The 17,751-nt window shown below is 63.7% G+C and carries 18 protein-coding genes; 9 read left to right on the plus strand and 9 right to left on the minus strand.

What is annotated here, in order from left to right; translation table 11 throughout:
• Nucleotides 1–84 precede the first annotated feature (84 nt).
• The 3 genes from LB538_RS06455 to LB538_RS06465 all read left to right on the plus strand — a co-directional run bounded on the left by LB538_RS06455 (nucleotide 85) and on the right by LB538_RS06465 (nucleotide 4,617).
• On the plus strand, nucleotides 85–942 hold the full coding sequence (locus tag LB538_RS06455) for an alpha/beta fold hydrolase (protein WP_224531318.1): 858 nt from the start codon (nucleotides 85–87) through the stop codon (nucleotides 940–942).
• A 344-nt stretch (nucleotides 943–1,286) separates the two neighbouring features.
• A complete protein-coding gene (locus LB538_RS06460) occupies nucleotides 1,287–3,335 on the plus strand; it encodes an elongation factor G (protein ID WP_095766583.1) in 2,049 nt (682 codons plus the stop codon).
• A gap of 784 nt (nucleotides 3,336–4,119) precedes the next feature.
• Nucleotides 4,120–4,617 (plus strand): methyltransferase family protein, encoded by a 498-nt coding sequence (locus tag LB538_RS06465; RefSeq protein WP_224531310.1) that lies wholly within the window; start codon nucleotides 4,120–4,122, stop codon nucleotides 4,615–4,617.
• A gap of 146 nt (nucleotides 4,618–4,763) precedes the next feature.
• Here LB538_RS06465 and LB538_RS06470 read toward each other — a convergent pair whose 3' ends face one another.
• Both LB538_RS06470 and trxB read right to left on the minus strand, forming a co-directional pair.
• The gene (locus LB538_RS06470; protein WP_095766582.1) at nucleotides 4,764–5,660 is read right to left on the minus strand and encodes a LysR family transcriptional regulator; all 897 of its coding nucleotides are present in this window, start codon (nucleotides 5,658–5,660) and stop codon (nucleotides 4,764–4,766) included.
• A gap of 71 nt (nucleotides 5,661–5,731) precedes the next feature.
• On the minus strand, nucleotides 5,732–6,706 hold the full coding sequence (gene trxB, locus LB538_RS06475; protein ID WP_224531307.1) for a thioredoxin-disulfide reductase: 975 nt from the start codon (nucleotides 6,704–6,706) through the stop codon (nucleotides 5,732–5,734).
• Nucleotides 6,707–6,983: 277 nt separating this feature from the next.
• On the opposite strand from trxB, the gene LB538_RS06480 reads away from it, so the two are divergent.
• Nucleotides 6,984–7,460, plus strand: a complete 477-nt coding sequence (locus LB538_RS06480) for an Lrp/AsnC family transcriptional regulator (RefSeq protein WP_040989590.1) — start codon at nucleotides 6,984–6,986, stop codon at nucleotides 7,458–7,460.
• A 68-nt stretch (nucleotides 7,461–7,528) separates the two neighbouring features.
• On the opposite strand, the gene LB538_RS06485 is transcribed toward LB538_RS06480, so the two are convergent.
• From LB538_RS06485 to LB538_RS06505, 5 genes are all read right to left on the minus strand, one after another.
• Nucleotides 7,529–8,158, minus strand: coding sequence for a D-glycero-alpha-D-manno-heptose-1,7-bisphosphate 7-phosphatase (locus LB538_RS06485; protein ID WP_224531305.1), 630 nt, complete (start codon nucleotides 8,156–8,158; stop codon nucleotides 7,529–7,531).
• Entirely contained in the window at nucleotides 8,151–8,723 is a 573-nt protein-coding gene (locus LB538_RS06490) for an SIS domain-containing protein (protein WP_095766579.1), read from the minus strand. Before LB538_RS06490 ends, LB538_RS06485 begins: the two co-directional genes overlap by 8 nt.
• 7 nt (nucleotides 8,724–8,730) lie before the next feature.
• Nucleotides 8,731–10,215, minus strand: coding sequence for a D-glycero-beta-D-manno-heptose-7-phosphate kinase (gene rfaE1, locus LB538_RS06495; RefSeq protein WP_224531303.1), 1,485 nt, complete (start codon nucleotides 10,213–10,215; stop codon nucleotides 8,731–8,733).
• 152 nt (nucleotides 10,216–10,367) lie between these two features.
• Nucleotides 10,368–11,000 (minus strand): LysE family translocator, encoded by a 633-nt coding sequence (locus LB538_RS06500; protein WP_224531302.1) that lies wholly within the window; start codon nucleotides 10,998–11,000, stop codon nucleotides 10,368–10,370.
• A 63-nt stretch (nucleotides 11,001–11,063) separates the two neighbouring features.
• Nucleotides 11,064–11,522, minus strand: coding sequence for a thioesterase family protein (locus tag LB538_RS06505; protein ID WP_224531290.1), 459 nt, complete (start codon nucleotides 11,520–11,522; stop codon nucleotides 11,064–11,066).
• Nucleotides 11,523–11,685: 163 nt separating this feature from the next.
• Here LB538_RS06505 and rfaD point away from each other — a divergent pair, with 163 nt between their 5' ends.
• From rfaD to waaC, 3 genes are read left to right on the plus strand one after another with little or no spacing between them, the layout of a single operon-like run.
• A complete protein-coding gene (rfaD, locus tag LB538_RS06510) occupies nucleotides 11,686–12,636 on the plus strand; it encodes an ADP-glyceromanno-heptose 6-epimerase (RefSeq protein WP_224531288.1) in 951 nt (316 codons plus the stop codon).
• Nucleotides 12,609–13,616 carry a lipopolysaccharide heptosyltransferase II gene (gene waaF / locus LB538_RS06515; RefSeq protein ID WP_224531285.1) on the plus strand — a complete coding sequence of 336 codons (1,008 nt, stop codon included), beginning with the start codon at nucleotides 12,609–12,611 and terminating at the stop codon, nucleotides 13,614–13,616. Before rfaD ends, waaF begins: the two co-directional genes overlap by 28 nt.
• Entirely contained in the window at nucleotides 13,613–14,587 is a 975-nt protein-coding gene (waaC, locus tag LB538_RS06520; protein WP_224531283.1) for a lipopolysaccharide heptosyltransferase I, read from the plus strand. The genes waaF and waaC overlap by 4 nt, the downstream gene beginning before the upstream one ends.
• 140 nt (nucleotides 14,588–14,727) lie before the next feature.
• Here the strand turns inward: waaC and greA are convergent, their stop codons facing one another.
• The gene (gene greA / locus LB538_RS06525; protein WP_095766573.1) at nucleotides 14,728–15,201 is read right to left on the minus strand and encodes a transcription elongation factor GreA; all 474 of its coding nucleotides are present in this window, start codon (nucleotides 15,199–15,201) and stop codon (nucleotides 14,728–14,730) included.
• Between the two features lie 260 nt (nucleotides 15,202–15,461).
• Complete coding sequence (locus LB538_RS06530; RefSeq protein WP_095766572.1) at nucleotides 15,462–15,998, minus strand: tetratricopeptide repeat protein; 537 nt, start codon at nucleotides 15,996–15,998, stop codon at nucleotides 15,462–15,464.
• 177 nt (nucleotides 15,999–16,175) lie between these two features.
• Between LB538_RS06530 and LB538_RS06535 the strand changes: the two genes are divergently transcribed.
• Both LB538_RS06535 and LB538_RS06540 read left to right on the plus strand, forming a co-directional pair.
• On the plus strand, nucleotides 16,176–16,601 hold the full coding sequence (locus LB538_RS06535; protein ID WP_224531280.1) for a DUF3775 domain-containing protein: 426 nt from the start codon (nucleotides 16,176–16,178) through the stop codon (nucleotides 16,599–16,601).
• A 132-nt stretch (nucleotides 16,602–16,733) separates the two neighbouring features.
• Entirely contained in the window at nucleotides 16,734–17,723 is a 990-nt protein-coding gene (locus LB538_RS06540) for an extensin family protein (RefSeq protein WP_224531276.1), read from the plus strand.
• Nucleotides 17,724–17,751 lie beyond the last annotated feature (28 nt).

Genomic DNA, 17,751 nt, shown 5'->3' on the forward strand with positions numbered 1-17,751 from the left:
CCTCTCTTAACCACATGCTTAAAGAAGATATAGAGCCCCGGATGCGATGTTGGCCACCAGCCACATCCGAGGATCTAATCCAGCATGAGCGTCACTGACCGCACAATCCGTACGCCGCAGGCTGATTTGCGCCTCAGCCAGTCGTCTGGTTCCGGCCTGCCCATCGTCATGATCCACGGCTCGGGCAGTTCGCGCGCCGTCTTTGCGCGTCAGTTCGACAGTCCGCTCGCCGATGCCCACCGGCTGATCGCTTTCGACCTTCCCGGCCATGGCGACTCCTCCGATGCTCGCGACCCGGCCGCAACCTATACGATCACCGGCCTCGCCCAGACCACAGCCCGCCTTCTCGATGCCCTCAACATAGGCCACGCCATCATCTTCGGCTGGTCGCTTGGCGGCCATGTAGCGATTGAACTTGCCAGCTTCCATCACGCGGTGAACGGTCTGGTGTTGACCGGGGCGCCGCCGGTGTCGAGGGGGCCGCTCGGCATGCTGCGTGGCTTTCATGCCAACTGGGACATGCTGCTCACCTCCAAGAAAGTTTACTCCGAACGCGACATCGAGCGCTTTGAGGCGTTTTGCTTCGGCGGCAGCGCAAGTCCGTCTTTCCGCGAGGCCATAAGGCGCACCGACGGCAGGGTGCGCTCGGGCGTGGCGTTCGGCATGTTTGCCGGCAAGGGCGCCGACCAGAAGCAGGTGGTCGAGAATGCCCCCTTCCCGGTCGCGGTGATCAATGGAGAGCATGACCCGCTTGTGCGGCTGAGCTACTTCGAGACAGTTGCCTACACCTCGCTGTGGGAACGGTGCCATGTCATATCCGGCGCCGGCCATGCACCTTTCTGGGAAAAGCCGGACCTGTTCAATCCGCTGCTGTCACGCTTTGCCGAGAAGGTAGTGAAGCAGAGCGCAGTCATGCCGGTGCGCCGAACCGAGGCCGGCTGAGCCTTTATCGACATCTTCCGATTCCGGCTTCTGAACCACCACCATCGATGGGTGGCGCGGCGGCCCAATTGGCAGGTGCCGGCTTGGCTTTTAGCGGCTGCGGTCTTGCCCTCACGGGCTGACAAACAGGAAATCGCGACCTGACGAAACCCAAGCCGGCGAACGTCCTATTTTTCTTGCCCTCCCGACAAACCCGTGTGACGATGGTTTTGGGAAGAGGTGAAAACCCGCCCGCGACGGCCGAACAGGCCGGCCGCCGCTCTGCATAGGGTGCGATCGGACGCAAACCGGTTTCCACTTTTGCTGATCGCTCTCTTGGGAAACGCCTGAGTGGAGGTTCAGCCATGGGTACTCGCGCCGGAGGACGACGCACGGGACCGAAATGCATTGCCATAGTCGGTCCCTTCGCAAGCGGTAAAACGACACTTCTCGAAGCCATCCTCGCCCGCACGGGCGCCATTCCCCGCCAGTCACCAGTTTCATCGGGCAACACCGTTTCCGACCATTCGCCGGAGGCACGCGCCCACGCCATGAGCGTCGAGGCGACCTTCGCCACCACCGATTTCATGGGCGAGCAGATCACTTTCGTCGACTGTCCCGGCTCAATCGAATTCGCCTTCGAGGCCGAACCCGTGCTTGCCGCTTGCGACCTCGCGGTCGTCGTCGCCGAGGCCGATGAGAAGAAGATCCCGGCGCTGCAGCTCATCATGCGCAAGCTCGACGATCTCGCCATTCCGCGCATCCTGTTCCTCAACAAGGTCGACAAGGCGGTCGCGGGCGTGCGCGAGACGCTGAAGATGCTGCAGCCGGCAAGCACGGTACCGCTGCTGCTGCGCCAGATTCCGGTGCGCAAGGACGGCATCGTCATCGGCTCGATCGATCTGGCGCTGGAACGCGCCTACATCTATCGCGAATACGCCGAGAGCCAGGTTGCCGAGATCCCGAACGACGACAAGGCGCGCGAGTTGGAAGCGCGTTTCTCCATGCTGGAGACGCTCGCCGACCATGACGATCACCTGATGGAGCAGTTGCTGGAGGAGATCGAGCCGCCGAAGGACGCGATCTTCGACGATCTCTCGGCCGATCTGCGCGCCGGCGCGGTGACGCCGGTGCTGATCGGCACGGCCGAGAAGGGCAACGGCGTGCTGCGCCTGTTGAAAGCCATCCGCCATGACGCGCCGGATGTCGAGGCGACGCGGAAGCGCCTTGGCGCGCCGGACGGCCAGACGGTAGTGCAGGTGATGAAGACCATTCACACCGCGCATGGCGGCAAGCTTTCGGTGTCGCGCGTGCTCTCGGGCCAATTGGCCGACGCAGCCGAGCTCTTCCTTTCCAACGGCGACACGGCGAAGGTTTCCGGCATCTACAGGATGCTCGGCAAGGACCAGTCGAAGCTGACATCCGCCAAGGCGGGCGACACGGTTGCGCTCGGCAAGCTCGACAACGTCAAGACCGGCCAGACGCTGAGCTCGGCCAAGGGCGGCATCCGGCCATTGGTCACGCTGGAGCCGCCGCAGCCGGTCTTCGCCTTCGCGCTTCGCCCCAAGGAGCGCAAGGACGAGGTCAAGATGTCGGCGGCGATCCAGCGGCTTGCCGAAGAAGATCCATCGCTCAGCCTGCGCCACAACCAGGACTCCGCCGAAACCGTCCTGTCGGGTCACGGCGAGATGCATCTGCGCGTGGTGCGCGAGCGCCTCGAAGGCAAGAACCAGATCCCGATCGAGGGCCATACCCCGGCGGTGCCTTACCGGGAGACGATCCGCAAATCGGCGCAACAGCGTGGCCGCCACAAGAAGCAGTCCGGCGGCCACGGCCAGTTCGGCGACGTGGTGATCGAGATCAAGCCGCTGCCGCGCGGGTCCGGCTTCCAGTTCTCCGACACCATCACCGGCGGCGTGGTGCCGAAAACCTATATCCAATCGGTGGAGACCGGCATTCGCGACTATCTGAAGACAGGCCCGCTCGGCTTTCCGGTCGTCGATGTCGCCGTCAATCTGTCGGATGGTTCCTACCACGCGGTCGATTCCTCCGACATGGCCTTCCAGATGGCGGCGAAGCTCGCGATGAAGGAAGGCATGGCCGCCTGTTCGCCGGTCCTGCTTGAGCCGATCATGAAGGTCGAGATCGTCACGCCCTCCGACGCGACCTCCAAGATCATCGCGCTGATCCCGCAGCGGCGCGGCCAAATCCTCGGCTATGATGCAAGGCCCGATTGGCCCGGCTGGGACGTCGTCGAGGCGACCATGCCGCAGGCCGAAATCGGCGATCTGATCATCGAGCTGCGCTCGGCGACCGCCGGCGTCGCCAGCTACAAGGCCACTTTCGATCACATGGCCGAGCTCACCGGCCGGCTGGCCGACGAAGCGATGAACGCCAACGGCAAAGCGGCCTAGAGCAATTCCGAGAAAAGTGTGAGCGGTTTTCCGTCCGGAATTGCGTAAGAACAAGGAGATAGTGCGGTTCGCCATTTCCGTGAAACGGTGAAACGCTCGAGCAGATCGGCCTGCTAGCAGGCTTCTGTTGGGGATATGAAAGCGGCGTCCGGATGATCCGGACGCCGTTCCTATTGCGGACCGTTCTCCTGGGAGGCAACGGCTGGTCCGCCGCATCCGTAAAAAGGTTCGGACGCGGTGCTTGCCTGAGCCCGGTCTTTCGAGTGATGCCCCCATCTCCCGAACCGACCAACCGCGTCCTATCGTCTACTTAAACGATAGAGTGGGTCTGCGACATGTTACCCGATGTTACATGTCACTGTTACGCGGTGGATTCAGTCGTTTTCTTGCCGGCTCGAAGGCATGCGGGCAACAAAAAAGCCGGATCAATAAAGATCCGGCTGAGTTTGATTGGAAGTGCCGATTAAGGCTAACCTCCAGAGGGGAACACTCGAGGGCGCTAATGGGAGGAGAACGCGCCCCGGAGATGTGACTATATATGTGCTCATCATGCCCAAGAAACAAGCATCTATTTTGCAACACACGCATGCAAAAAGACGCAGGCTGTGGTCCAACCTGTTCCTCGAAGCCATAGGACCAGAAAAGTCGCCGATTCCGACGCGTTTCCGGCGCTAAAGCGACTGCTTAAAAGCAAACCGAGCCGATTTTGCTCAGAAATATGCGAGTCGGCGAAATGATGTCGATTTCGGCAGGCCGAGTTTATTTTTACGGCAGGAGACCGATGATGCGAACTTTTTCAGCAATCGCCGGCAGCGCGCTGTTCCTGGTCGCAGCGCCGGGCGTCGTCGCCGGCTTGGCGCCGTGGCTGCTGACCGACCATTATCGCAAACCTCTGTCGGCTCTGCCTGGCTTCGTGGCTGTGGGCTCGATTCTTGTGATCGGAGCGGCCGCCATCCTGCTTCATGCCTTCGCCCGCTTTGCCCTCGAGGGCCTGGGCACGCCCGCTCCCGTGGCTCCGACCGAGAAACTGGTCGTCGGCGGCGTCTACCGCCATGTGCGCAATCCCATGTATGTGGCGGTGTTGTCGATCATCCTCGGCCAGGCGCTGATCTTTTCAAGTTGGGCGGTGCTGGCCTACGGCCTCATCGCCGCGGCGGCGATGATCTCCTTCGTCAAGCTCTATGAAGAGCCGACGCTCGCCAACCGCTACGGCGAAGAATATGAGGTCTACCGCCGCGGCGTGCCCGGCTGGCTGCCGCGCCTGAAACCCTGGCGCGGATAAGCCGCCCTTTCCGAGAGGGGTGCCGATATTCAGGTCAGGCCGAGTCGAGAACGGTAGGCTCCGAGAACCGGAAGGGAGCGTACTTCAGTACGTGAGTACCGGAAGCGCAGGAGCCTGGCGTTCGCAGGCAGGCCTCACCTGAATATTCAGTAAGACCAGCTGCGCGCCTTGGCGATGATAAAGTCGCGAAACACGTGCAGCTTCGCCTGGTTCTTCATCGCGTCGGGATAGGCGAAATAGGTGTCGAAGGACGGCACCTCGGTCTCCGGCAGCAGCTGCACCAGGTTCGTGTCCTTGTTGATCACATAGTCCGGCAGCATGGCGATGCCGGCGCCGCCCTGCACTGCCCGCTTGATCGACAGGATGTCGTTGATCTGCAGCGTCGGCACCCGCTGCCCGCCCTCGAAATCGCCGACCGTCTCCAGCCAGTTCAGCTCCGACAAATGCGAGGGCACCGGCAGGCCGAAAGTGACGATGCGGTGGTTCCTGAGCTCGGCGATCGAGGCCGGCCTGCCGAACTTGGCGATATAGGACGGCGCCGCGTAGAGGTGGAAATGCACCGTGAACAGCCGGCGCTGAATAAGGTCGGGCTGCTGCGGCTGGCGCAGCCGGATCGCGCAATCGGCCTGGCGCATGGTGAGATCGAGCTCCTCATTGGCCAGGATCAGCTGCAGGCTGATCTCGGGATAGAGCTCAATGAATTCCTGCACGCGCTCCGTCAGCCAGCCGGCGCCCAGGCCGACCGTGGTCGTCACCCTGAGCACGCCCGACGGCCGATCCTTGGTTTCGGTCAGCCGCGTCTTGATGGTTTCCAGCTTCATCAGCACGTCATGCGCCGTGCGGAACAGCATCTCGCCCTGCTCGGTCAGCACCAGGCCGCGCGCATGGCGGTGGAAGAGTGCTACGCCGACATCGTGCTCCAGCGCGCTGACCTGCCGCGAGATGGCCGATTGCGACAGATGCAGCGTCTCGGCGGCATGGGTGAACGACCCAGCCTCCGCCGCTGCGTGAAATACGCGTAGCTTGTCCCAGTCCAGCGCCATGATTCCCCTCGCGTTGCCTTTGGCGTCTGAATGAAAAATCAGGCTTTTAAACGGCTCTTTTCAGCCGATTGTCATTCCGCCGCTTCGCGGTGAACCTCGATGCCCGCCAGATATTTTTCCGCCTCGAGCGCGGCCATGCAGCCAAGCCCGGCCGCCGTCACCGCCTGGCGGTAGACGTCGTCGGTGACGTCGCCGGCGGCGAACACGCCGGGCACGTCGGTGCGGGTGGAATCGGGCGCCGTCCACAGATAGCCGTTCGGCTTCTGCTTCAGCTTGCCCACGAAGAGCTCGACCGCCGGCGCATGGCCGATCGCAACGAACACGCCGTCGACCGGCAGCTTCGATTCCTGGCCGGTCACCACGTTGCGCAGCGTCAGGCCCTCGACCGAGGGCGGCAGCGGCGCCTTGCCCGGCCGTCCGGTGATCTCGTCGACGACCGTGTCCCAGATGACGCGGACATTGTCCCTCTTGAGCAGCCGCTCGCGCAGGATGCGCTCGGCGCGGAAGTCGCTGCGCCGGTGGATGACGGTGACGCTCTTGGCGAGGTTCGACAGATAGAGCGCCTCCTCGACCGCGGAATTGCCGCCGCCCACCACCGCGACGTCCTTGCCGCGATAGAAGAAGCCGTCGCAGGTGGCGCAGGCCGAAACGCCGAAGCCCATGAAGGTCTGCTCCGACGGGATGCCCAGCCACTTCGCCTGCGCGCCGGTGGCGATGATCAAGGCGTCCGCGGTGTAGACGGTGCCGGAATCGCCTGTGGCGCGGAACGGCCGCACATTGAGATCGACCTCGGTGATGATGTCGTTGATGATGTCGGTGCCGACATGCTCGGCCTGCTTGAGCATCTGCTCCATCAGCCACGGACCCTGGATCGGATCGGCGAAGCCCGGATAGTTTTCCACGTCGGTGGTGATCATCAATTGGCCGCCCTGCTGCAGGCCGGCGACCAGCATCGGCTTCAGCATGGCGCGCGCGGCATAGACCGCCGCCGTGTAGCCGGCCGGGCCGGAACCGATGATAAGAACGGGCGCGTGTTTGGTGTTCATGAAAAAGTCCCCTGCGGCGCGAAGCCGTGGTTTGTCGCGGGTAATGTAAGTGTTGCCCGTGAGACCAGCAAGGCAAGTTGGCTTTCGTCCCCGGAAAGCTTCGTTCCTCGCATATCGGGCATATCGCCGCCCCTCACCGATGCATGTCGTCCGGAGGTATGCGCGGCTCTGGCATCACCCCATCCATCAAAAGAAGGAGAAAATCATCGTAAAGGGATGGCCTCCCAGGCGAAACCAAATTACAAAATCGCGAAAGATTCTTGCGCGAAAGCCGTCCATGCCGCTCAAAGCCGACCTCGATGCCATCGACTGGAAGATCCTGCGCGAACTGCAGGGCGACGGCCGCATGACCAATGTCGAACTGTCCAACCGGGTCGGCATTTCGGCGCCGCCCTGCCTGCGCCGCGTCAGGCGGCTGGAAGAGGCCGGCATCATCCGCGGCTACCGCGCCCTCCTGAATGCGCCGGCGCTCGGCATGGATGTCGTCGCCTTCTGCCTGATTGGCCTGCATCATCAGGCCGATGCCGAGCTGAAGACCTTCGCCGAGCGCACGCGCGGCTGGCCGATCGTGCGCGACGCCTGGATGGTTTCGGGCGAATCCGATTTCCTGCTGCATTGCGTGGCGAGCGACCTCGGCACCTTCCAGACCTTCGTCATCGAGGAACTGGCTTCGGCCCCGAATGTGGACACCGTGCGTACCGCCTTGACCATCCGCCGCGTCAAGGATGAAGGGCTGGTGGCTTTTCCAACTTAATGTGCCGGCTTCCAGAAATTCGCCCGCGCGAACAAGGCCTTAGCACCGGGTTTTGAATCAATCCGCGATCAGAGCGACCGTATCGCGGCAAGCAGTCCCTCAAGGTCCGTGGCGTCGCGGAACCGCGACACCGAAAACCCGCCTATCATCGAGGCTTCGCCGTCGACGAGCCAGCCACGTATGAGGCCGGCGCGCCGACCAGCTTCCATGTCGGCCGGCTTGTCGCCGACGATCAGCGATCGCTTTAGGTCGAGGCCGAGGCGGCGGCCCGCCTCCAGCAGCATGCCCGGGTTGGGCTTGCGCATCGGATGATCGGCAACCGCCAACGCGCCCCTGCCGGCCTCGTGATAGGCGCAGGCCAGCACCATGTCGACGAAGGCATTTTTCTCAGCCAGCAGCTCGAGCACGCGCCCGTTGACCCGCGCGAACGCGTCCCAGCCGAAATAGCCGCGCGCGATGCCGGACTGGTTGGTGACGACAATGGCCGGAATACCGCGCACGTTCGCGGCCTCGATGACTGGCGCGATGCCATCGCGCAGCACCATGGTCGCCGGATCGTCTGGATAGCCGGTATCGACATTGATGGTGCCGTCGCGATCGAGGAACAGCGCCGGCCGGCCGGCCGGAAACGTCCTGTCACCGACCCGCTCGATCCAAAGGCCCGGCTCGGCCAGCGGAAAGCCTTCGCTCTCAGCCATTGCTGAGACGCGCTTCGACAGCCTCGCACAGATGGTGATAGAGGCACAAATGCCCCTGTTGGATGATCGGCGTCGACGTCGACGGCACGTTGAGCAGGATATCGGTCAGCGGCTTGAGCTTGCCGCCGGTCTCGCCGGTCAGGCTGATCACCGTCATGTCCATCGCCCGCGCCTGCTCGGCGGCGGCAAGGATGCTTGGCGAATTGCCGCTGGTGGAAATGGCGAGCAGCACCGCGCCTTCCGATCCATGCGCCTCGACCTGGCGCGAGAACACGGTGTCGAAGCCGTAATCATTGCCCCAGGCGGTCAGCACCGCGGCGTTGGCCGGCAGCGCGATGACGTTATAGGCCTTGCGCTCCTTCAGGAAGCGGCCGACCAGCTCGCCGGCGATGTGGATGGCGTCGCTGGCCGAGCCGCCATTGCCGCAGATCAGCAGCGCCTTGCCTTGCGACAGCGCCGTCACCACGGTGCTCACCGCGCGTTCCATCTCGTCGGTGAGGTCGCGCTCGACCATCGCCGATATCGCCGCCGCGGAGCGGACCAGGTAGTCGTTCAAATCTGACATGAGATCCTCAGTTTGCGGCACGCAGCTTGCCGATCGTGTTCGTCGTGCTCTTGCCGGCGACGAGGTCGACCAGCACCACGCGCCCGCCCGCCTTCTGCACGACATCGGCGCCGACCACGGTCTCGATCGTGTAATCCGCGCCCTTGACCAGAATGTCCGGAAGAAGCGCCTCGATGAGCTTCAGCGGCGTGTCCTCCTCGAAGACGACGACGGCGTCGACAGAGGCAAGTGCTGCCAGCACGCAGGCGCGGTCATGCTGGTTGTTGACCGGGCGCCCCGGCCCTTTCAGCCGATGCACCGAGGCGTCGCTGTTGAGGCCGAGCACCAGCCGGTCGCACTGGCTGCGTGCGGCATGCAGCAGGCTGACATGGCCGGCATGCAGGATGTCGAAGCAGCCATTGGTAAAGCCGACGGTCAGCCCCTCTTCCTTCCAGGCAGCGACCATCCTGGCCGCGGCATTGAAATCGAGGATGGCATCGGTATGAGCCGTCGGCCCGTGCGAGCGGAACAGCGCGCCGGATAGCTCCTCGACGTTGAGCCGCGCCGTGCCGCGCTTGCCGACCACCACGCCGCCGGCCGCGTTGGCGATGACCGCGGCATGCACCCGGTCGGCGCCGGCGGCGAGCGAAAGCGCGAAGCTTGCGATGACCGTGTCGCCGGCGCCGGAGACGTCGAACACTTCGCGCGCCTGGGTGGAGATGTGGCGGGCGTCCTCGGCGGAGACCACGCTCATGCCCTTCTCGCTGCGCGTGGCGACGATGAACTCGAAATCATGCGTGGCGATCAGGTCGCGCGCCGCCGCCACGATCTCGTCATCGCCGAACACATTGCGCCCGACCGCCTCGCCAAGCTCCTTGCGGTTCGGCGTCACAGCCGTGGCGCCGGCATAGCGCGCATAGTCGCGTCCCTTCGGATCGACCAGCACCGGCTTGCCGGCATCTCGGCAGATCGCGATCAGCTCGCCGGCGACGCCGTCGAGCAGGATGCCCTTGCCGTAATCGGAGAGGATGACGATGTCGGCGCGGCCAAGCGCCGCCTGGAAATGATCGATGAGCTTCGCCCGCTCGGCCCCGGTGAGCGGCTTGATCTCTTCCTCGTCGAACCGCAGCACCTGCTGGTTGAGCGCGCTGAAGCGGCTTTTCGACGAGGTCATGCGGTCCTGGCGCTGCAGGAGCCCGTCTGTATCGACGCCGATCTCGCTGAGCATGCGCATCAGATTGTCGCCGGCCTGGTCGGCACCGATCACCGAGACGGGAATGGCGGCCGCGCCCAACGAAACGATGTTGGAGACGACATTGCCGGCGCCGCCCATGTTCAACGCCTCGCCCTTTCCATGCAGCACGGGAATGGGAGCTTCCGGCGAGATGCGCTCGATCACCCCGCTGACGAAACGGTCCAGGATGAAATCGCCCACCACCAGCACGGTGACGTCGCCGAACCGGGCGATGGTGCGATGCAAAGGTTCCGGAGAAGGCAGATGGTGCTTGATCATCTCGCTCGAGCTATGCCTGAAGACGGCCGGACTTGATTAGGTTTCAGCGCCGGAATTGTGGCGCGGGCTGTTCAAAGCGATGCCGATATACCGCAATTCGGGCGAGCGCAACGGCAGCCCGGCGCGGACCTTAGCCGGAGCCGGGTTGGCAATCAGCTCCTCTGCAGGGCGACGTGGACGCCGAGGCCAACCAGCACGGCGCCGCCCGCTCGCTGCATCAGGCGCTGCGCGCGTCCCGAACGCCGCAGCCGCGCTATCATCGCGCCGGCAAGGAATACGCACATGACATCGGCGGAGGAGAACATCAGGTTGACGATGGTTCCAAGCACGACGAACTGCAGCCAGACCGGAAACGCCGCCGAAGCATCGATGAATTGCGGCAGGAACGCCATGAAGAAGATCGCCGTCTTCGGATTGAGCACCTCGACGATGATGCTTTCGAAAAAGGCGCGCCGGGCCGATTTCCGCTCGATGGCGGGCAGAGCCATATCGCCGTCCGCCCGTTTGCGGAACATGGCAACGCCGAGCCAGACCAGATAAAGCGCGCCGATCAGCTTGACCGCCAGGTACAGCGGCGGCACGGCGTGAAACAGGACGGACAGGCCGGCAGCGGCCGCGAAGACATGCACATAGCCGCCGAGATGGATGCCGAGTGCCGCCGTCAGCCCAGACCAGCGCCCGCGCGCCATCGTCTGCGCAGCGGCGTAGAGCATGGCAGGACCGGGGATGTAGGCGAAGATCGCCGTGGTGGCGAAGAAAGCGATGAGCAGTTCGGTCGTCGGCATCTTGTTCCCTCACGCTACGCCAGGTGGCGAAGGCCGAACTGGAGCCGTAGCTTTGCAGCCTCGCTATGACAAAGAACCTGTCTGCCCGGATTTGGTCAAGACACGCGCCATGAACTTGTCATGGTCGATCACCGCGCGCTCATGCAGACCTTCCCCGATCAGTCCGCCCTCGTCGGTGCATGACACCTTGAAGCGCAATTTTCGCCCTTCCACGGCGACAAGCTCGACATCGGCGGTGACCATCATGCCGACGGGGGTGGCGGCGACATGGCTGACGTCGACATGTGTGCCGACGGTTCTCTCGTGGCTGCCAAGGAACGGGCGCAAGGCCTCGATGCACGCCCATTCAATGAAGCCGACCATGAAGGCGGTGGCGAAAACCGGTGGCATGTCGCCAAAACCCGCAAAGGCGGGCGTCATGGCAGGCACCGTCAGGGTGTCATCGACCCGCAGGATTTGACGATGGCGGAGGCCGGGCTTTAGATCGGACGTCACTGTTGCACCACGAGCAAGGACCCGCACCGGCGGCCTTTCGCCGCGGTGCTCGCAAGCAGCTTATCCCGAAAGCCCTTCCGCCGATCTATCCCTACGTTCGTCGTACCCGCGGCTGGCGAGCTTTATCGACAGCCCAGCCCACCTCCCCTATAAGGGCCGGAATCGGCAACGGAGCGAGGCTGAAGAAAGCATGATCATCGTCACGGGCGGCGCCGGCATGATCGGCTCCAACATCGTCGCCGCTCTCAATGCCGAGGGCCATGATGACATCGTCGTCGTCGACGATCTCACCGATGGCCACAAGATCGCCAACCTTGCCGACCTTCGCATCGCCGACTATCTCGACAAGGATGATTTTCTCGCCCGGCTCGAGGACGGCGCGCTCGGTCGCATCGAGGCCGTCTTCCATCAAGGCGCCTGCTCGACCACCACCGAATGGAACGGCAAGTTCATGATGGAGGTGAACTACGCCTATTCGAAGCGGCTGCTGCATGCCTGCCTGAAGTTGCGCGTGCCTTTCCTCTATGCGTCGTCGGCTTCGGTCTATGGCGGCGGCAGCGAGTTTCGCGAGGAGCCAGACTTCGAGCGTCCCCTCAACGTCTATGCCTATTCGAAGAAGTTGTTCGACGACTACGTCCGCCGCAACGTCTTCGATACCGATCATTCGCAAGTGGCGGGCCTGCGCTATTTCAATGTCTATGGGCCGCGCGAGGCGCATAAGGGCGCCATGGCCTCGGTCGCCTTCCATCTGTTCAACCAGGTCGAGCGCGGCGAAAACCCTAAGCTGTTCGGCGCCTATGGCGACTTCGGTCCAGGCGAGCAGAGCCGCGATTTCATCCATGTCGGCGATGTGGCCGACGTCAATCTGTGGCTGTGGAAGCGTGGCGCGAGCGGCATCTTCAACTGCGGTACCGGCCGCGCCCAGCCGTTCCGGGCCATTGCCGAGACGGTGATCGACACGCTGGGCAAGGGCGAGATTGAATTCATCCCCTTCCCCGACCATCTCAAGGGCAGCTACCAGAGTTTCACGCAGGCTGATATGTCCCGCTTGCGCGCGGCCGGCTACAATGGCCAATTCCGCACAGTCGAAACCGGCGTCAGGGACTATGTCGAATGGCTGAAGGCCCAACGATCCTCGTGATCGGCCCACGCTGGGTGGGCGACATGGTCATGGCGCAGTGCCTGTTTGCGGCGCTGAAGGAAAAACATCCGAACGCGGCCATCGACGTGCTGGCGCCGGCATGGGCGGCCCCGCTGGTCAAGCGCATGCCCGAGATACGCAGCCAGATCGACTTTCCGTTGATGCCGGGAGCCCTCGAATTCCGCAGCCGCAGGCGCTTCGGCCGCCTGCTGCGCGGCCGCTACGACATGGCCTATGTGCTGCCGGGAAGCTGGAAATCGGCCTTGATCCCGTTCTTCGCCCGCATCCCACATCGCGTCGGCAATCTGCGCGAGATGCGCTACGGCCTGCTGACGGATGTCGTGCCGCTGCCGGAAAGCCTGAAACGGCGCACCGCACGCGCCTATTTCGGCCTCGCGCGCGGCGGCACCTTTCGCGCGCCGCGTCTTACCGTCGACAAGGCCAATCAGGCCGATCTGCTGGCGCGCTTCGGGCTGACCGGGAAGAAATTCGTGGCGCTCATGGCCGGCGCCGAATTCGGCCCGGCAAAACGCTGGCCGAGCGATCGCTATGCCGGGCTGGCCCGAGACATGATGGCCAAGGGCTTGGGCGTCGCGCTGCTCGGCTCGAAGAACGATGCCGACGTGACCGGCGAGATCGCAGCCCTTGCGCCGGGCGCCGTCGACCTTGCCGGCAAGACACGCCTCGAGGACGCCATCGACCTGATCGCCGCGGCGAAGCTTGCGGTCTCGAACGACAGCGGGCTGATGCATGTCGCCGCCGCCGTCGGCACGCCGATCGTCGCCGTCTACGGTTCGACCTCGCCGGATAACACGCCGCCTCTCAGCGAGCGCTCCGAGCTGATCTGGCTGCATCTGTCCTGCTCGCCCTGCCACAAGAAGGTCTGCCCGCTCGGCCATCTCAACTGCCTGAACACGCTCGACGTCGCGCGCGTCACCGCCGCGGCCGACCGCTTGCTCAAGGTTCCGGCAGCGGCATGAAAGTGCTGATCGTCAAGACATCGTCGATGGGCGATGTCATCCACACTTTTCCCGCCATCGAGGACGCGGTGCGCAATCGCCCCGATATAGATTTCGATTGGTGCGTGGAGGAGCCGTTTGCCGGTATCGTGGCTCTGCATCCGGCGATCGGCACCATTCACAAGGTGGCGGTCCGGCGCTGGCGCAAGCGGCTTCTCGACGAAGCCACGTGGCGCGAGATGGCCGGACTGCGCGGAGCGCTCCGCGCCTCCCGCTACGATCTGGTCATCGATGCGCAGGGCTTATTGAAATCGGCCCTGGTCGCGATCCAGGCCGGCGCGCCGATTGCCGGCTTCGATCGGGCGAGCGCCCGCGAGCCGTCGGCGACGCTGTTTTATCGACACCGATACGCCGTGCCGCGCGACCTGCACGCCATCGAGCGCACCAGACGGCTGTTCGGGCTGGCGCTTGGCTATCAGCCCGACCTGTCGACGCTTCGCTCAGGTATCGTGCCGCCGGCGGGCAACCTGCCTGGCATCGACGGGCAGACCGCCTTCCTGCTGCACGGCACCAGCCGCGAGGACAAGAAATGGCCGGTCGAGGACTGGATCGAAACCGCGCGCCGACTGGCCGACCGGCAGTTCACGCCGGTTGCCACCTGGTCGAACGAGGCGGAAAGGAAAGTGGCGGAAGCCATTGCCGCGGCCGTACCAAGGACGGTGCTGGTTTCGAAATCGCCGCTCGCGGATATTGCCGCGATCCTCGGCCGTTCGACGCTGGTCATCGGCGCCGATACCGGCCTCACCCACCTCGCCAGCGCCTTCGGCCGGCCGACGGTCGCCATCTTCCTGGCGACGGAACCCGGTCTCACCGGCCCGCGCGGGCCTTTCGCATCGACCTTGCTTGCGCCTGCGGGCGGCAGGGTGACGCCGGCTGAAGTGATAGCGGAAGCGGAACGGCTGCTGGCGCTCAGTTCAAAGGCGCCAGCGTGAGGACCTTTTCAGAATTCGCTCTGGCGAGTCGAATGGCGTAGTTTTCGAGAACCGGAGCGGAGCGTACTTAAAGTACGTGAGCACCGGAAGCGCAGAAAACTACGCTAGTCGGCCGCCAGAGTAGAATTATCAAAAGGTCCTCAGATAAACTGCACCTGGACAATCTCGTAGCCTCGGGCGCCGCCCGGAGCATTGACCTCGATGGCATCGCCGACTTCCTTGCCAATCAGCGCACGCGCGATCGGCGATGAAATCGAGATGCGGCCCGACTTCACGTCCGCTTCCTGGTCGCCGACGATCTGATAGGTCTTCTTTTCCTCGGTGTCCTCGTCGACGAGCACGACGGTCGCGCCGAACTTGACCTTGTCGCCGCTGAGCTTGGAGACGTCGATGACCTCGGCGCGCGCGATCAGATCCTCGAGCTCGTTGATGCGGCCTTCATTGAGGCTCTGCGACTCTTTCGCCGCGTGATACTCGGCATTTTCCGACAGGTCGCCATGCGAGCGCGCTTCGGAAATCGCCTCGATGATGCGAGGACGCTCCTCCTGCTGGCGCCAGCGAAGCTCTTCCTTCAATGACGCGAACCCCTCGCCTGTCATCGGGACCTTGATCATAGCCTGACCTTTCTGCCGCCACCCCCGTTTTCGGGAGGGACCTTGTCAATAGGTACAAAAAGAAAACGGTCCGGCAGCCTCGGGCTAACGGAACCGTCTCACCACAATTTCCCTGAATATAGCGATCTTTGCGCGATTTTCACGCCCAAAAATTGAAGTTCGGCAAAATGATCACCGCTTTCGCGGGTCCGGGCTGACGGCGAGCAATAAAAAACCGGCTGCGATTGCCCGCAGCCGGTTCGAGAGGCTTCGAGCCCTGTTCAGCTCCTCAGGAAATGATCGATCTGCTCGGACAGCATGCCATATTCGCGTGAGCCCTTGCCGGTCCGCTTTTCGATTTCCTGGAGCTGCTGCTGCGCGCCGGCGAGATCGCCGATCTGCAGATGCGCCTCGCCGAGATATTCGCGCACCAGCGTGTAATTCGGGTCGATCCGCAGCGCTTCCTCGTAATAGCCGAGGCCGACCGTGACGCGGCCCGAATGGCGGTGCGAATAGCCGAGATAATTGAGGATGCGCGGATCCTGCTTGTTGGCGGCGAGCGTCAGCACCGAGATCGCCTCGTCATAGCGTCCGGCCATCGCCAGATCGTGACCGGCCTCGTAGATGCTGTCGTCGTCCAGCATGCCATATTGCGGCTTTACGCATTTGTTCTTCTTCTTGTCCCAGACCTCGCCCTTCTTGCAGGTGGTGGTCGTCTGGCCACCGCTGCTGCCGCCTTCACCAGCCGCAAAAGCCGGCGCAACGAACAGCGGCAGCGCCGCAATAGCCATGACCTGAACCAGCAAACGTCTGCGCATCGAAGCCTCCGTGAGTGTGACAATGCCAGATTAACGCCGCCTTGGCGCGGTTTCATCCCGAAATGCGGGCGGCCACCGAACTATTTTGAACGGGCCGGACAGAAGCCGATAGCTGCGGACGTGACGCGCGCTTTAATTCCGCTATCATCGGACAAGCGCATCACGTGGAGAAGGACCGTGCAGCAGCGCCTCGAGAAGGAGTGGGAACTTTCGATCGATCCGGATACGGTGCGCCTGTTCATCCTCAAGGCGAAGGCGCTGAGTGCTGCTGTCAACGAGGACTATGATGACGGCGCTGAGCACGAGGTCGAGTTCGACGGCGACACGCATGACAGCCACCATCATGACGGCCTTGTCGAGGAAGCCTCGGAAGACCTGACCGGGGAAGAATTGCGCGAGCTGATCAACGATCTCAATATCGACGAAGCGGCCGAGCTCATCGCGCTCGCCTGGGTCGGGCGCGGTGACTATGAGGCATCCGAATGGACGGACGCGGTGGCCGCCGCCAGGGAGCGCCCCAGGAAGCGCGCGGCCAAATATCTGCTCGGGCTGCCGATGCTTGCCGACTGGCTGGAGGAAGGCCTTGAAGCCATCGGCGCGTAACGCGCCGGTAACCGATTGTGATCGGCCAGGCAGCCGATACAGGCAACTTCGCACCGCGACCGCCGTTTCCGGGCGATGGCAACGCTGAGCCTTTCACGACTTTGCAGATTGGCGCTGCCTGTGGCGGCTGCGATGTTGCTGGTTACGCCGGCCATGGCCAAGCATCATCATCGGCATAAAAGACATCTGCCGCCGGCCAGCCAGAGCGCCGCTCCGGCTCCGGAAACGCCGCCGGCGACCCCGGTTCCAGGATCGCGTCCGCAGGACCTGGAGAACGGCACTGAGAAGTCCGGGCAAGGCAAGCCGCGCGCGGACGGCAGCGACGACTTCCTCAACCAGCAGAAATCGCATCCGAAATGGGACGCCCGTCCGCCGCGCTCGAAGAGCGCTCAATCCGCGCCGCGGACGGAAGCCGAGCCGCAGACGCCGGATGTTGTGCCGACGCCCCCGCAGAAGCCCACCGAACTGGAGCCGGAGCCGCCGGAAACCGCGCCGCAGCCAGCGCAGAAACCCGAACCGCCGGGCGAGGAAAAGATGCTTCCCGATCCGCGCTCGGCCGACATGCCGGCCGAAACGATGCCGGCGGAAGAAACCGCGTGCCGCGAGCGGCTGAAGGCTCTGGGCGTCGAGTTCGAGGAGCACAAGGCCGAGCACGATGCGGAAATCGGCTGCTCGATCCCCTATCCGATAATTCTGAAAACGCTCGGCAAGTCGATCGGCATCAGTCCCGGCACCGAGCTCAACTGCCAGATGGCCGAGGTGGCGGCGCGCTTCATGGCCGAAATCGTCCAGCCCACGGCAAAGGCCGAGCTCGGCGCCGATTTGAAATCGATCGACCAGGGCTCGGCCTTTGTCTGCCGGCCGCGCAACGGCACCCGCAAACTGTCCGAACACGCCTTCGGCAACGCGCTCGACATCGCCAGCTTCACCTTGTCGGACGGGAGGAAGATCGAGGTCGGGCCGACGCCGCCGGAGAAGGACGCAAAATTCCTCGACGCGGTGCGCAAGGCTGCCTGCGGGCCGTTCAAGACGGTGCTCGGACCAGGCGCCGATCCCGACCACGCGCTGCATTTCCATCTGGACCTGGAACCGCGCCGCCACGGCGGAACCTTCTGCCAATAGGTGAATTCCGGAAGTCTTGCCCGCAGCA

The organism is Mesorhizobium sp. Ca11 (genome assembly GCF_020165275.1).
In the GTDB taxonomy this organism is placed as follows: Bacteria; Pseudomonadota; Alphaproteobacteria; order Rhizobiales; family Rhizobiaceae; genus Mesorhizobium.

What these genes read in the sequence shown, in the direction of transcription:
- LB538_RS06455 (WP_224531318.1), top strand. Translation starts at nt 85, where the DNA reads ATGAGCGTCACTGACCGCACAATCCGTACGCCGCAGGCTGATTTGCGC.
- LB538_RS06460 (WP_095766583.1), top strand. Translation starts at nt 1,287, where the DNA reads ATGGGTACTCGCGCCGGAGGACGACGCACGGGACCGAAATGCATTGCC.
- LB538_RS06465 (WP_224531310.1), top strand. Translation starts at nt 4,120, where the DNA reads ATGCGAACTTTTTCAGCAATCGCCGGCAGCGCGCTGTTCCTGGTCGCA.
- LB538_RS06470 (WP_095766582.1), bottom strand. Translation starts at nt 5,660, where the DNA reads ATGGCGCTGGACTGGGACAAGCTACGCGTATTTCACGCAGCGGCGGAG.
- trxB (WP_224531307.1), bottom strand. Translation starts at nt 6,706, where the DNA reads ATGAACACCAAACACGCGCCCGTTCTTATCATCGGTTCCGGCCCGGCC.
- LB538_RS06480 (WP_040989590.1), top strand. Translation starts at nt 6,984, where the DNA reads ATGCCGCTCAAAGCCGACCTCGATGCCATCGACTGGAAGATCCTGCGC.
- LB538_RS06485 (WP_224531305.1), bottom strand. Translation starts at nt 8,158, where the DNA reads ATGGCTGAGAGCGAAGGCTTTCCGCTGGCCGAGCCGGGCCTTTGGATC.
- LB538_RS06490 (WP_095766579.1), bottom strand. Translation starts at nt 8,723, where the DNA reads ATGTCAGATTTGAACGACTACCTGGTCCGCTCCGCGGCGGCGATATCG.
- rfaE1 (WP_224531303.1), bottom strand. Translation starts at nt 10,215, where the DNA reads ATGATCAAGCACCATCTGCCTTCTCCGGAACCTTTGCATCGCACCATC.
- LB538_RS06500 (WP_224531302.1), bottom strand. Translation starts at nt 11,000, where the DNA reads ATGCCGACGACCGAACTGCTCATCGCTTTCTTCGCCACCACGGCGATC.
- rfaD (WP_224531288.1), top strand. Translation starts at nt 11,686, where the DNA reads ATGATCATCGTCACGGGCGGCGCCGGCATGATCGGCTCCAACATCGTC.
- waaF (WP_224531285.1), top strand. Translation starts at nt 12,609, where the DNA reads ATGGCTGAAGGCCCAACGATCCTCGTGATCGGCCCACGCTGGGTGGGC.
- waaC (WP_224531283.1), top strand. Translation starts at nt 13,613, where the DNA reads ATGAAAGTGCTGATCGTCAAGACATCGTCGATGGGCGATGTCATCCAC.
- greA (WP_095766573.1), bottom strand. Translation starts at nt 15,201, where the DNA reads ATGATCAAGGTCCCGATGACAGGCGAGGGGTTCGCGTCATTGAAGGAA.
- LB538_RS06530 (WP_095766572.1), bottom strand. Translation starts at nt 15,998, where the DNA reads ATGCGCAGACGTTTGCTGGTTCAGGTCATGGCTATTGCGGCGCTGCCG.
- LB538_RS06540 (WP_224531276.1), top strand. Translation starts at nt 16,734, where the DNA reads ATGTTGCTGGTTACGCCGGCCATGGCCAAGCATCATCATCGGCATAAA.